The organism is Catenovulum sp. 2E275 (assembly GCF_025515275.1).
Lineage (GTDB): Bacteria > Pseudomonadota > Gammaproteobacteria > Enterobacterales > Alteromonadaceae > Catenovulum.
The window spans coordinates 26,018-39,395 of record NZ_JAOPFU010000003.1; the positions used below are offsets into that span (position 1 = coordinate 26,018).

Sequence of the window (13,378 nt, forward strand, 5' to 3'; positions counted from 1 at the left end):
TGTTTGTTTATAACTATTTAGGCTAAAAATCAGTTAGAATACGGGTTTCATTTTTGCTGGTTAATTTATTTCTAAATACTTTCAAATTCAACATTTAGAAATAAGTTAACTTAAATCACAGCCAAATTTCGGGGATATTTTTTAATGAATTTAGATGGCATAGTCGCAAGTGCAAAAGAAGCCATTGCTGCGGTAAATGATTTAGCCGCGTTAGATGAAATTCGTGTGCAATATTTAGGTAAAAAAGGTTTATTTACCGAACAGATGAAATCTTTAGGTAAATTACCTCCAGAAGAAAAACCAGCCGCAGGTCAGGCAATTAATCAGGCTAAACAAGCTGTTCAGGCCGAGTTAAATGCTAAACGAGATGCTTTGCAAACAGCGGAGTTAAACAAAAAATTAGCAGAAGAAAAAGTTGATGTTAGTTTACCGGGTCGAAGTGTTGAGTTAGGTGGTTTACATCCGGTTAATAAAACGATTGAACGTATCGAATCATTTTTTTCTGAATTAGGTTTTCAAACTCGCACAGGTCCTGAAGTTGAAGATGACTGGCATAATTTTGATGCATTAAATATTCCTGAAAATCATCCGGCACGAGCTGACCATGATACTTTCTATTTTAATCCTAAATTAGTTTTACGTACTCAAACTTCTGGTGTGCAAATTCGCACCATGGAAGCAGAAAAACCACCGCTTAGAATTATTTCTCCGGGTCGTGTTTACCGAAACGATTATGATCAAACTCATACACCAATGTTCCATCAGGTAGAAGGTTTGATGATAGATAAAAATGTTAGCTTTGCTGAACTTAAAGGTATTTTATACGATTTTCTGCATAACTTTTTTGAAGAAGATTTGGAGATCCGTTTCCGTCCGTCATTTTTCCCATTTACCGAACCGTCTGCTGAAGTGGATGTGAAAGGTAAAAACGGTAAATGGCTAGAAGTATTAGGTTGTGGCATGGTTCACCCTAATGTTCTTAAATCAGTTGGTATTGATCCGGAAGAATACTCTGGTTTTGCTTTTGGTATGGGCGTTGAGCGATTAACCATGTTACGTTATGGCGTTAATGATCTACGTGCCTTTTTTGAAAACGACTTACGTTTTTTAAAACAATTCAAGTAACCAGTTAAGAGTTTGGAGAGATTATGAAGTTTAGTGAATCATGGTTACGCGAATGGGTTAACCCACAAGTTAGCAGCGAAACCTTAATAGAACAGATTACAATGGCCGGTTTAGAGGTCGATTCGGTTGAACCGGTTGCTGGTGAGTTTTCTGGCGTTGTTGTGGGGAAAGTAGTTGAGTGCGGACCACACCCAGATGCTGAAAAGCTGCAAGTGACTAAAATTGATGTTGGCGCAGAAGAGTTATTAGACATTGTTTGTGGTGCTAAAAATTGCCGATTAGGTTTAACGGTTGCAGTTGCAACAATTGGCGCAGTATTACCTGGCAACTTTAAAATTAAAAAAGCTAAATTACGCGGAGTCCCTTCATTTGGAATGTTATGTTCAGAAGCTGAACTTGGCATGGCTGACGAAGCACCGGGGATTATGGAGTTACCACAAGATGCGGTAATTGGTACTGATGTTCGTGAATATTTAAAGTTAAACGATAAAATTATTGAAGTCGATTTAACGCCAAACCGCTCAGATTGTTTAGGCATTAAAGGTCTAGCCCGTGAAGTTGGGGTATTAAACAATTTAGATGTTAACGAACCGAATATTGAAGAAGTGGCAGCAAGCATTGCGACTAAAGTTGCGGTTAATTTAAATGCTGGTTCTGCTTGTACCCGTTATTTAGGCAGAGTGGTTGAAGGTGTTGATGTGCGTGTTCCATCACCTTTATGGTTAGTTGAAAAACTACGCCGCAGTGGTATTCGTAGTGTTGATGCGATTGTTGATGTAACCAACTATGTGATGTTGGAGCTGGGCCAGCCAATGCATGCATTTGATTTGGCAAAAATAGACGGCGGTATTCAGGTTCGTTTTGCTAAACAAGATGAAGCGTTAACTTTATTAGATGGTAATGAAGTTAAACTAAAAGATAATACGCTAGTGATTGCTGATGATAACAAAGCATTAGCTATGGCTGGTATTTTTGGTGGTGAGCAATCTGGTGTTGCTGAAAGCACACAAAATATTTTACTAGAAAGCGCATTTTTTGCGCCAGATGCAATTATGGGCAAAGCTCGTCAGTATGGTTTACATACTGATTCATCTCACCGATTTGAACGTGGCGTGGATACTCAAATTCAGCGTCAGGCGATTGAACGTGCAACTGCATTAATTTTAGAGATTTGTGGTGGTCAGGCAGGTGAAGTTGTTTGTGCACAAGCCCAAGCTGATGAACCGGCTCAGGTGAGTTTACGCGCGAGTGCATTAAGCCGCCGTTTAGGCATTGAAATTGCCCAAACCCAAGTGACGGAAATTTTAACCCGCTTAGGTTTGCAGCCTCAATTAAATGGTGAAACTTGGCATTGTATTGTACCGAGCTACCGTTTTGATATTTCAATTGAAGAAGATTTAATTGAAGAAGTTGCCCGTGTTTTTGGTTATAACAATATTGCGAATATTGCGCCTCAGGCTCAATTAACTATGCGTAAGCATGATGAATCTAAGTTTAGTTTAAACAAGGTTCGTAACAGCTTAATTACCTTAGGATATCAGGAAGCAATTACTTATTCATTTGTCGATCCAAAAGCACAACAAGCTTTGTATCCAAATCAAGAAAGCTTAATTTTACCAAACCCAATTTCGGCTGATATGTCGGCAATGCGATTAGGTTTATTACCGGGGTTATTATCAGCAGTTGCTTATAATCAAAACCGTCAGCAGGCTAGAGTACGTTTGTTTGAGTCTGGATTAAAATTTATCCCAGATCAAAATGCTGAAAATGGCATTCGTCAGGTGCCTGTTTTAGGGGCTGTTATTAGTGGTTTACGCAGTGGCGAACACTGGAATTTAGAAACCGCAGTAGTTGATTTTTATGATATTAAAGGCGATTTAGAAGCTTTATTACGTTTAACTGGCGAGTTTGAACAGTACGAATTTAAAGCTCAAGAACATTCTGCCTTGCATCCTGGTCAATCGGCTGCTATTTATAAAAATGGAGAGCAGGTTGGTTTTGTTGGCGCGATACATCCGCAAGCATTAAAACCGGTTGGTTTAAAGCAAAAAGCATTTGTATTTGAAATTGAATTATCGGCGTTATTAAGCGCTAATATTCCGTCTGCTAAACCTGTTTCTAAATTTCCATCAATTCGTCGTGATTTAGCCTTTATTGTTAAACAAGACGTTGAAATTGGGAAAATCTTAACAGAAATCAAAAAAGTTGGCTCAAATCAACTGGTTGAACTAAACTTATTTGACGTATACCAAGGTTCTGGTATATCTTCTGATGAGAAGAGTTTTGCAGTGTCCTTAGTTTTACAGGATGTTGAAAAAACTCTTGAAGATAGTGAAATTTCAGTAATCACTGATACAGTGATTAATACTTTAAACGCGCAATTTGGTGCCACACTGAGAGATTAGTAGATATGGCGTTAACTAAAGCCGAAATAGCTGAACATTTATTTGAGAAGTTAGGCATTAATAAAAAAGATGCTAAAGATTTAGTCGAACTATTCTTTGAAGAAATTCGCGCGTCACTTGAGCGTGGAGAGCAGGTTAAGTTGTCAGGTTTTGGCAACTTTGATTTGCGCGACAAAGCTGAGCGACCGGGAAGAAATCCGAAGACGGGTGAAGATATTCCAATCACAGCTCGTCGAGTTGTGACTTTTAAACCGGGTCAAAAACTAAAAAACCGAGTTGAAAAGTCATTAGCTGATAAAGCAGAATAAGTTAAGCATTAAAAAACCAGTCAATTGACTGGTTTTTTTATCGCTTTATTTTGTTGCTTTAAGCTGGTTAAAGCCGCTTATTGAACCCAGATAAAACAGACTATTTTATCTGGGTTAATTGCAGTTCTATTTTGACACGCTTAATATTGGCAATTAGAAAGGCGCGCTATTTGGTGTACGTGGGAAAGGGATTACATCGCGTACGTTAGCAATGCCCGTTACATAAGCCACTAAACGCTCAAAACCTAAACCAAAACCACCATGTGGTACTGAACCATACCGGCGTAAGTCTCTGTACCAGTAATAATCCTGCGGATTTAAATCAACCTCTTGCATACGCGCATCTAACACATCTAATCTGTCTTCACGCTGACTACCACCAATAATTTCACCAATGCCCGGTGCTAATACATCCATTGCAGCAACGGTTTTACCATCATCATTTAAGCGCATATAAAAGGCTTTAATGTCTTTTGGATAGTTTTGTAAAATAATAGGTGCGCCAACATGCTCTTCTGCTAAATAACGCTCATGTTCAGAAGATAAGTCGATACCCCATTCAACTGGGAATTCAAACTTTTTGCCAGACTTTAATAAAATGTCGATTGCATCTGTGTAATCCATGCGCACAAAATCAGTTTCCACTAATTTTTGTAAACGCTCAATAACCCCTTTTTGCACTCTTTGATCAAAGAACTGTAAGTCATCCATACGTTCTTTTAATACCGCTTTAAATACATATTTAAGCATGTCTTCGGCACATTGAGCGACAGCTGCTAAATCAGCAAAAGCTAGTTCAGGTTCAACCATCCAAAACTCAGCTAAGTGACGGCTGGTATTTGAGTTTTCAGCGCGGAAAGTTGGGCCAAATGTATATACTTTTGATAATGCGCAAGCATAAGTTTCAACGTTTAACTGACCAGATACAGTCAAAAACGCTTCTTTACCGAAAAAGTCTTCGCTATAGTCGATTTCGCCGTTTTCTTTACGTGGTGGATTTACTGTATCTAAAGTCGAAACTCTAAACATTTCACCTGCGCCTTCGCAGTCACTGGCTGTAATGATAGGCGTTGCAATCCACTGGAAACCATTTTCATAAAAAAAGTTATGAATAGCATGCGATAAACAGTTACGAATACGAGTGGCAGCGCCAATTAAATTGGTGCGTGGGCGAAGGTGAGCGTGCTCACGTAAATACTCAACACTGTGGCGTTTTGGTGCCATAGGGTAGGTATCCGGATCTTCTACTAAACCAATTACTTCAATTGATTCAGCTTGCACTTCAAATGATTGGCCTTTGCCTTGTGACTCCACTAAAATGCCGGTAACAGCTAATGAGCAAGCTGTTGTTAATTTACTTACTTCATTATAGTTTGCTAATTTGCTGTCAACTACGATTTGAATTGGATCAAAACATGAACCATCATGTAAATTGATGAAAGCAAAATTTGGGTTGGCGCGAACGGTACGAACCCAACCTTTTAAGGTTACTTTGCTGTTTAATTGATATTTTCCTGCTAATACATCACAGATCGCGCTATGACTCATTTACTTTTGCTCCGCCAGTCAATTATCGTTATTTATAAAGAAAGGCGTTTATGTTACCGATTGATTCAAGATAAACAAGCATAATCATGGGAAATTTCATCGAAAACGACAGAAGAAAGCATTCAGACTGGGTAAACCGCACTTTAGCTGTGGTTGCAGTTTTGGCATGGGGCAGTTTTATTTTAGCTTTGGTCTGGTTTCATTATGCCAGACCCGATCTAATTCCCGGCTTTGCGGTTTATAAAGGCATTGAAGATGAATTTAGAGATGAATGGTTAAGATCATGGACTGATGCTTTAACCATTCAGCTTATTGTATGTAGTTTATTCAGTTTATCGGCTATTTTGATTAACTTAAATCGAATGCGGCGCAAAGAAGATCACTTTCATACCAGCTTGGCGATGTTAGCGATTATTTCTATTGCCGCTGTTTTATACCTGCTTTGGGTGGTTTATCCTCAGTTTTAACTTTTTAGCCAGTTTTCTATCGCCGCTGCAAGCTGATCAATATCGGTTTGTTGGCTAATAAAAGGCGGCATTAAATAAATCAGTTTACCAAACGGGCGTATCCAAACGCCTTGCTCCACAAAAAACGCCTGAATTTCCGCCATAGGGACAGCTTGATTTAATTCCACCACACCAATCGCGCCTAATACCCGTACCTGTTTTACTTGAGCATAATTGGCAAGTGGTAACAAAGCATGCTTCAGCCAACGTTCAATTTGCATAACTTGATTTTGCCAGTCGTTTTCAAATAATAAGGCTATTGCTGCATTTGCTACTGCGCATGCCAGTGGGTTACCCATAAAAGTTGGACCATGCATAAATACACCTGCCTGACCATTACATATTCCATCGGCGACTTTTTTAGTTGTTAAAGTGGCGGCTAAGGTCATATATCCACCAGTGAGTGCTTTACCTAAACAAATAATATCGGGTGAAATGTCAGCCCATTCACAGGCAAATAATTTTCCGGTGCGACCAAAGCCAGTTGCAATTTCATCAGCAATTAACAAAACATCATATTGATTAGCTAAATCACGAACTTGTTTGAGGTAATGCGGATGATAAAAGCGCATGCCACCTGCGCCTTGCACAATGGGTTCTAAAATAATTGCAGCAATATCTGCTGCATGATTTTTCAGGCAAGTTTCCAACTCGTTAATTGCTGCTGAGTCATATTCATCATAAAAGCCAGATGATGGCGACTCTACAAAATAGTGTTGTTGGATAATGCCGTTGAATAAACTATGCATGCCATTTTGTGGATCACAAACCGACATGGCTGCAAAGGTATCGCCGTGATAACCCTGTTTTAAGCTTAATAATTTATGTTTTTTAGGTTGATTTTGGCTGTGCCAATACTGAATCGCCATTTTAATAGCAACTTCAACACTAACTGAACCTGAATCTGCCAAAAAAACTTTATCTAAACCCGCAGGAGTTAGCTCGACCAGTTTTTTACATAACTCAACGGCAGGTTGATGCGTAATGCCGCCAAACATCACATGCGCCATTTTTTGACTTTGTTCAATTAACGCCTGGTTTAATTTGGGATGATTGTAACCGTGAACAGCCGCCCACCAAGACGACATCCCGTCAATTAAAGCTTTGCCATTTTCCAAATACAATTTATTCGCTTTTGCATGGCTAATACCATACACAGGCAGAGGTTGGGTTAAGGAGGTGTAAGGGTGCCAAATATGGTTTTTATCAAATGCTACATCAATACTCATGGTTAAAAAATAATCACACGTAAACTTTTGTTTGTTTTGTGGTTGACAGTTTAACGGTTCAGATTAAACTGTCCATTAAAAAATCACCACGGAAATAAAAAATGCAAGCAGATATCAGACACGACTGGACAACCAAAGAAATTCAAAATTTATTTAATTTACCGTTTAACGATTTGCTGTTTCAGGCACAAACTGTTCACCGACAATACTTTAATCCGAATGAAGTTCAGGTCAGCACATTGTTATCTATTAAAACCGGAGCTTGCCCAGAAGATTGTAAATATTGTCCACAAAGTGCGCGTTATGATACTGACTTAGAAAAAGAAAAATTAATGGAAGTTGAAGCCGTACTCGAAAAAGCTCGTTTGGCAAAACAAAACGGCTCATCTCGCTTTTGTATGGGCGCTGCGTGGCGTAATCCAAAAGACAGAGATATTCCTTACATTGTAAAAATGATCCAAGGGGTAAGGGCGCTTAATATGGAAACCTGCATGACTTTAGGTATGTTAACTAAAGAGCAGGCGATTACGTTACGCGAAGCCGGGTTAGATTATTACAATCATAATTTAGATACTTCACCTGAATTTTATGGCGAAATTATCACGACCAGAACATTTCAAGACAGATTAGATACACTTGAAAATGTACGTGCATCCGGCATGAAAGTGTGTAGCGGTGGTATTGTTGGTATGGGTGAAGCTGCCAAAGATAGAGCCGGATTATTAAAAAGTTTAGCCAATTTGCCCCAGCACCCAGACAGTGTACCAATTAATATGTTGGTTAGAGTTGAAGGTACACCCATGGCAGACACCGCTAATTTTGATCATTTTGAATTTATTCGCACTATTGCAGTTGCGCGTATTTTAATGCCTAAATCGCATGTTAGATTATCGGCAGGGCGCACCGAAATGAACGAGCAAATGCAAGCAATGTGCTTTTTTGCCGGAGCAAACTCTATTTTTTATGGTGAAAAATTATTAACCACAGAAAACCCTGAAGGCAATCAGGATATGGCGCTGTTTAAAAAACTTGGAATAGAACCAGAAAAACGCGAAGGTTATTCAGATGAAGTAACTGAGGCTGCTTTATTAGAAACCGTCGCCGAATCACAAGAACCCGCATTATTTTATAACGCTGCCAGTTAATGATTCTCCAGCATGTTTACTCAAAGGTTATCGCAGGCGCTTGCCGATAAGCAGCAAAATTTTAGCTATCGCAAGCGCTATGTTTGTCAGCCCGCAGGCAAGTTTGTTGACGTTAATGGCAAACAATATCTTAATTTTTCTGGCAATGATTATTTAGGCATAGCATCGGATCACCGCATTAAAAATGCGGATTTAAATGATTTATCCGGCAGTACAGGTTCATCTTTAATTAATGGTTATCACCCAGCGCATCAGGCATTAGAGGCCGAGATAGCCGACTGGTTAGGTTTTGAAAAAGCATTATTGTTTTCGACTGGTTTTAGTGCCAACTCAAGTATTTTAAAAACCTTGATGACTGATAAAAACGGATTGATTTTGCAAGATAAACTCAACCATGCATCGTTAATTGATGGTGGTTTAGCTGCGGCTGCTAAATCTGTGCGCTTTGCGCATAATGATATGTTTGCGCTTGAGAAAAAATTAATCGCCAATCTGAAAGAAAACAATGTAAACAAAAATAATGCGAGCGAAACATTAATTGTATCGGAAGGCGTTTTTAGTATGGATGGCGATAGTGCGCCGTTAGCTAATATAAGCAGTTTAGCCAGACAATACCAAGCCGGAATCATGCTGGATGATGCTCACGGTATAGGGGTATTTGGCAAAAATGGTCGCGGCAGTTTAGCGGCACAAAATATTAACCCTGCTTCGGTTGATATTTATATGGCTACTTTTGGTAAAGCGATAGGCAGCAGCGGCGCAGTTGTTTGTGGTAGCCAAACACTTATTGATTATTTAGTTAATTTTTCACGCAGTTATATATACAGCACAGCGATGTCACCACTTCAAGCTAAATTAACTAGTAGGGCAATTAAAATGGTTCAACAGGATGATTGGCGGCGAGAAAAGCTTTATGAAAATATTGCTTATTTTAAACACCTATTATCCTGTGCCGGTTTTGACGACACCGGCTCTAATTCGGCTATTCAGCCAGTGATTATCGGTGAAAATGAAACCACACTCATGGTTGCTAATCAGCTTAAACAAAGTGGAATTTGGCTAACCGCAATTCGCCCGCCAACCGTTGCTAAAGGCAGTGCGAGGCTAAGAATCACATTATCCAGTGCACAGGATAAAACGGATCTTGATTTTTTAGTTAGTCAACTGGCGCAAGCATTAAAGCTCACGCCGCAAAATGTTAATAGCCAAATCCAAACTCAAGACCAAAGCATGATAACAAACATGCAAAATAGTTAACTGAGGTTGAACTTATGAATTATCTTCAATCACATCAATATGCTGTATCTTCGCATTTTTCAAGAGCAGCAAATACTTATGATAATGCGGCACAATTGCAGCAGGCAGTCATTGATGATGCCTCCGACAGACTATTGGCAAAAATGAAGTTAGCACTTGCATCAAATTATCAACCCATTCAATTATTGGATGTCGGTTGTGGTACTTCCAATTTGTTAATGCAATTAATAGATAAATTAACCTCTGCCGAATTAAAACAGCTTAATTATACCGGAGTGGATATTGCACAAGGGATGCTGGATTTTTCTTGCCAAAAATTTAAACAGGTAGGCATAAACGCCAATTGGCAACAAGCCAACGCTGAAAGTTTAGCATTTTCGGATAATAGTTTTGATTATGTTTTTTCAAGTTTAGCTTGGCAGTGGTGTGATTTAAGCAAGGTTTTAAATCAAGCGCATCGGGTATTAAAACCGGGCGGTTGCTTGGTATTTACCACTTTGTTAGACGGCACTTTAACTGAACTGGCTCAGGCGTACCTTGCGTTAGATGAACAAACCCATATTAATCAGTTTATGCAAGCTGATGAGTTTGAGTTTAAACTCGGCCAATTAAATTGGGCGGATTGCCAATTTAATCTGGTTAAACACAATACTTATTACAGCTCGGTTTATCGGCTGTTAAAAGAGCTAAAATCAGTGGGGGCGAATACCATAACTTGCAATCAGCAAGTTCAGGTGAGTCAGGCCTTAACGAAAGCCAGATTAGCAAAACTGGAAACTTGCTATCCAAATTCAGCTTTGTCAGACAATATTACCGCCAGTTGGCAAGTCGCTTATTGTTGTCTGGTTAAAAAGTAACTTAAATTCAACCCAAAAAAGCGCTCAGTCAAATAGAAGTGAACTAAATGAAATCTGTATTTATTACTGCAACCGATACTGAAGTTGGTAAAACCACAATTGCTGCTGGCATTTTGGCCGAGTTGGTTAAGTTAAATAAAACCGCTGCCGGTTTTAAACCCATCGCGGCAGGTTGTGAGCTGATAGACGGTCAGCTTAAAAATGAAGACGCACTGACTTTAATGAAAGCTGCAAATCACGCATTAGATTATAACTTAGTTAATCCATTTGCCCTTAAAACACCGATTGCCCCCCATATTGCGGCTCAGCAGCATAATATCCGGATTGATTTTGCAGCGCTTAATTTACATTATAATGTGGTTAAAAATACGGGCGCAGAGCGAATTGTGGTAGAAGGTGCGGGTGGTTGGCAATTACCGTTAAATGAAACCGATTATTTATCGCAGTGGGTTGTTGCGCAAAATTTACCAGTGGTTTTAGTGGTTGGATTAAAGTTAGGCTGCATTAACCATGCTTTATTGACCGCAATGGCAATTAAACAAATGGGCGGACAGTTAATAGGGTGGGTGGCTAATCATGTTGATCCAAATATGTTATGCCAGCAAGAAAACATTCAAGCTTTAACTGAACGTTTACCAGCCCATTGTTTAGGCGTTGTCCCACACTTATCTGCAGGCGAATCTGCCGGTGAATATTTAAACATTTCTTTACTCGAACAACTGCTCTAATTTAATTTTTGTGTCATTTACCGCTTTATTAGTCAGTTAGCAGCGTTAAGCAATTGATATCGTTATTTTGCTGAGGTATAACTTGTCATAAACAGGCGGTATGCTCACAATACCAGTAACAACAAGTTAGCACATATTCAAATACAATTGGCAAATCTATAAAAAGGAAATCCACTATGGCGTTGCATGAAAGAGCCGGTAAACCAGCATTACAAGAGGACTTAGTTAACATTCCTCGTTTAGTTAGCGAATATTATTTAAATACACCGGGTAATGATCAACTGGTTAGTTTTGGTACATCGGGTCACAGAGGTTCATCTTTAAATGCAACTTTTACTGAAACTCATATTGCAGCGATTTGTCAGGCATTAGTTGAATACCGACAAGCACAACAAATTGATGGTCCGCTTTATATCGGGATGGATACTCACGCGTTATCAGAATGTGCTTTTGCAACTGCAATTGAAGTTTTTGTTGCTAATGGCCTTAAAGTGGTTGTGCAAAAAGGACGTGGCTATACGCCAACCCCCGTTATTTCGCATGCCATTTTAACTTATAACCAAGATAAAACATCTGGTTTGGCTGATGGTGTTGTGATTACGCCAAGCCATAATCCACCTCAAGATGGCGGCTTTAAATATAACCCACCTAACGGCGGTCCGGCCGATACTTATATTACAAATACAGTACAGGCTCGCGCCAACGAAATGATTCAGGCAGGTTTGGTTGATGTAAAACGCATTCCATTTGATCAGGCATTTCAATCTGAGCTTGTCACCGAATATGATTATATCCAACCTTATGTAGATGATTTAAAAAATGTCATTGATATGCAAGCGATTGCTGATTCGGGCTTAACCATTGGTGTTGATCCGTTAGGTGGCTCCGGGATAGCGTATTGGGATGTGATTGCTAAAACCTACGGTATTAATATTAAGGTTGTGAACAATGCAATTGATCCAACCTTTTCATTTATGACCTTAGACAAAGACGGCAAAATTCGCATGGACTGTTCATCACCTTATGCGATGGCAGGTTTAATTAATTTAAAAGACGATTTTGATATTGCCGTTGGTAATGACCCTGATTATGACCGCCACGGGATTGTGACTAAATCTGCCGGTTTAATGAATCCAAATCATTATTTGGCGGTTGCGATTGAATATTTATATACCCACAGACCAGAATGGAAAGATGATTTAGCCGTTGGTAAAACGTTAGTATCATCAAGCATGATTGACCGGGTGGTAAATGCTTTAGGTAAAAATTTATCTGAAGTGCCGGTGGGTTTTAAATGGTTTGTTGATGGCTTATATACAGGTACTTATGGTTTTGGCGGTGAAGAAAGCGCAGGTGCATCATTTTTACGTAAAAACGGTCAGGTGTGGTCAACCGATAAAGACGGTATTATTTTAGCGTTATTAGCGGCTGAAATTACGGCTGTAACTGGCAAAGATCCAGCGCAGCATTATCAGGTATTAACTGAAAAATTTGGTGCGCCAATTTATAACCGACAAGATGCTGCGGCAAGCTCAGAGCAAAAAGCAGTCCTTAAAAACTTATCAGCAGAAGACGTTGAAGCACAAACTCTGGCCGGTGAGCCGATTATTGCTAAACTGACTCATGCACCAGGCAATGGTGCTGCTATTGGTGGTTTAAAGGTTGTGACTGAAAATGGCTGGTTTGCAGCGCGTCCTTCCGGTACAGAAGATATTTATAAAATTTATAGTGAAAGCTTTTTAGGCGAAGATCATTTAGCTCAAATTGCAGAAGAAGCCCAAGCTATTGTTAACGCAACATTCGCCAAAGCGGGCGTTTAATCATTTAGCCTGCGTATGATCAATAGAGCTAAATCAATATAAATTGCGATAATCAGCTGGAGATAAAAGCCATTTAGGCAAGGCAAGTTGGCACAGGCATAGCGGTTCTACGTCAAGCCAACTTAACGCAGAATAAATGGCTTTTAGCCCAGCCTTTCAGGAGCCTCACAGACAGTCCACTTCTGTGTTGTATCATTTTGAAAGGTACCTACATTCCTGTAATGATACGCCTTGAATTGAACTGTCTGTGATGGCTCTGATACTCGCAATTTATATTGATTTAGCTCTACATACGCAGGCCCACTTCTTTATAAAGTCTCAAAAAGATCTAGGATTTTAATTAAAAATCCGATAGTTTATTTAAAACTGTGATTGAAAGCTGACACTTTCAGTCAATGCTTCAGCTTGTTGTTCTTAATTTATCTAGGGTCTGTTGACGTTTGATGTACA

Annotated in this window: 11 protein-coding genes; 9 read left to right on the plus strand and 2 right to left on the minus strand. The window is 39.3% G+C overall.

Annotation, left to right across the window (positions count from 1 at the left end):
* The first annotated feature begins 144 nt into the window (after positions 1 to 144).
* The 3 genes from pheS to ihfA are packed head-to-tail and all read left to right on the plus strand — an operon-like array spanning position 145 to position 3,838.
* The gene (gene pheS, locus N7931_RS02350) at positions 145 to 1,125 is read left to right on the plus strand and encodes a phenylalanine--tRNA ligase subunit alpha (protein ID WP_262791656.1); all 981 of its coding nucleotides are present in this window, start codon (positions 145 to 147) and stop codon (positions 1,123 to 1,125) included.
* Positions 1,126 to 1,148: 23 nt separating this feature from the next.
* Complete coding sequence (gene pheT / locus N7931_RS02355; protein ID WP_262791657.1) at positions 1,149 to 3,530, plus strand: phenylalanine--tRNA ligase subunit beta; 2,382 nt, start codon at positions 1,149 to 1,151, stop codon at positions 3,528 to 3,530.
* Positions 3,531 to 3,535: 5 nt separating this feature from the next.
* The gene (gene ihfA / locus N7931_RS02360) at positions 3,536 to 3,838 is read left to right on the plus strand and encodes an integration host factor subunit alpha (RefSeq protein ID WP_262791658.1); all 303 of its coding nucleotides are present in this window, start codon (positions 3,536 to 3,538) and stop codon (positions 3,836 to 3,838) included.
* 153 nt (positions 3,839 to 3,991) lie between these two features.
* On the opposite strand, the gene asnS is transcribed toward ihfA, so the two are convergent.
* Positions 3,992 to 5,386, minus strand: a complete 1,395-nt coding sequence (asnS, locus tag N7931_RS02365; protein ID WP_262791659.1) for an asparagine--tRNA ligase — start codon at positions 5,384 to 5,386, stop codon at positions 3,992 to 3,994.
* 86 nt (positions 5,387 to 5,472) lie between these two features.
* Between asnS and N7931_RS02370 the strand changes: the two genes are divergently transcribed.
* Positions 5,473 to 5,853, plus strand: coding sequence for a hypothetical protein (locus N7931_RS02370; protein WP_262791660.1), 381 nt, complete (start codon positions 5,473 to 5,475; stop codon positions 5,851 to 5,853).
* On the opposite strand, the gene bioA is transcribed toward N7931_RS02370, so the two are convergent.
* On the minus strand, positions 5,850 to 7,121 hold the full coding sequence (gene bioA / locus N7931_RS02375; protein ID WP_262791661.1) for an adenosylmethionine--8-amino-7-oxononanoate transaminase: 1,272 nt from the start codon (positions 7,119 to 7,121) through the stop codon (positions 5,850 to 5,852). The two genes, N7931_RS02370 and bioA, sit on opposite strands and share 4 nt — an antisense overlap.
* A 101-nt stretch (positions 7,122 to 7,222) precedes the next feature.
* On the opposite strand from bioA, the gene bioB reads away from it, so the two are divergent.
* The 5 genes from bioB to pgm all read left to right on the plus strand — a co-directional run bounded on the left by bioB (position 7,223) and on the right by pgm (position 12,928).
* Positions 7,223 to 8,266: a biotin synthase BioB gene (gene bioB / locus N7931_RS02380; RefSeq protein WP_262791662.1), complete on the plus strand. Its 1,044-nt coding sequence runs from the start codon at positions 7,223 to 7,225 to the stop codon at positions 8,264 to 8,266.
* Between the two features lie 12 nt (positions 8,267 to 8,278).
* On the plus strand, positions 8,279 to 9,523 hold the full coding sequence (locus tag N7931_RS02385) for an aminotransferase class I/II-fold pyridoxal phosphate-dependent enzyme (RefSeq protein WP_262791663.1): 1,245 nt from the start codon (positions 8,279 to 8,281) through the stop codon (positions 9,521 to 9,523).
* Between the two features lie 14 nt (positions 9,524 to 9,537).
* The gene (locus N7931_RS02390; RefSeq protein WP_262791664.1) at positions 9,538 to 10,380 is read left to right on the plus strand and encodes an L-histidine N(alpha)-methyltransferase; all 843 of its coding nucleotides are present in this window, start codon (positions 9,538 to 9,540) and stop codon (positions 10,378 to 10,380) included.
* Between the two features lie 47 nt (positions 10,381 to 10,427).
* Positions 10,428 to 11,108: a dethiobiotin synthase gene (gene bioD / locus N7931_RS02395; RefSeq protein WP_262791665.1), complete on the plus strand. Its 681-nt coding sequence runs from the start codon at positions 10,428 to 10,430 to the stop codon at positions 11,106 to 11,108.
* Between the two features lie 176 nt (positions 11,109 to 11,284).
* Positions 11,285 to 12,928, plus strand: a complete 1,644-nt coding sequence (gene pgm, locus N7931_RS02400; RefSeq protein ID WP_262791667.1) for a phosphoglucomutase (alpha-D-glucose-1,6-bisphosphate-dependent) — start codon at positions 11,285 to 11,287, stop codon at positions 12,926 to 12,928.
* Positions 12,929 to 13,378 lie beyond the last annotated feature (450 nt).

Bases quoted from the DNA above. Each gene is read 5' to 3' on its own strand.
- ihfA (WP_262791658.1), top strand. From the start codon at position 3,536: ATGGCGTTAACTAAAGCCGAAATAGCTGAACATTTATTTGAGAAGTTA.
- N7931_RS02385 (WP_262791663.1), top strand. From the start codon at position 8,279: ATGTTTACTCAAAGGTTATCGCAGGCGCTTGCCGATAAGCAGCAAAAT.
- bioB (WP_262791662.1), top strand. From the start codon at position 7,223: ATGCAAGCAGATATCAGACACGACTGGACAACCAAAGAAATTCAAAAT.
- N7931_RS02390 (WP_262791664.1), top strand. From the start codon at position 9,538: ATGAATTATCTTCAATCACATCAATATGCTGTATCTTCGCATTTTTCA.
- N7931_RS02370 (WP_262791660.1), top strand. From the start codon at position 5,473: ATGGGAAATTTCATCGAAAACGACAGAAGAAAGCATTCAGACTGGGTA.
- pheS (WP_262791656.1), top strand. From the start codon at position 145: ATGAATTTAGATGGCATAGTCGCAAGTGCAAAAGAAGCCATTGCTGCG.
- bioA (WP_262791661.1), bottom strand. From the start codon at position 7,121: ATGAGTATTGATGTAGCATTTGATAAAAACCATATTTGGCACCCTTAC.
- bioD (WP_262791665.1), top strand. From the start codon at position 10,428: ATGAAATCTGTATTTATTACTGCAACCGATACTGAAGTTGGTAAAACC.
- pheT (WP_262791657.1), top strand. From the start codon at position 1,149: ATGAAGTTTAGTGAATCATGGTTACGCGAATGGGTTAACCCACAAGTT.
- pgm (WP_262791667.1), top strand. From the start codon at position 11,285: ATGGCGTTGCATGAAAGAGCCGGTAAACCAGCATTACAAGAGGACTTA.
- asnS (WP_262791659.1), bottom strand. From the start codon at position 5,386: ATGAGTCATAGCGCGATCTGTGATGTATTAGCAGGAAAATATCAATTA.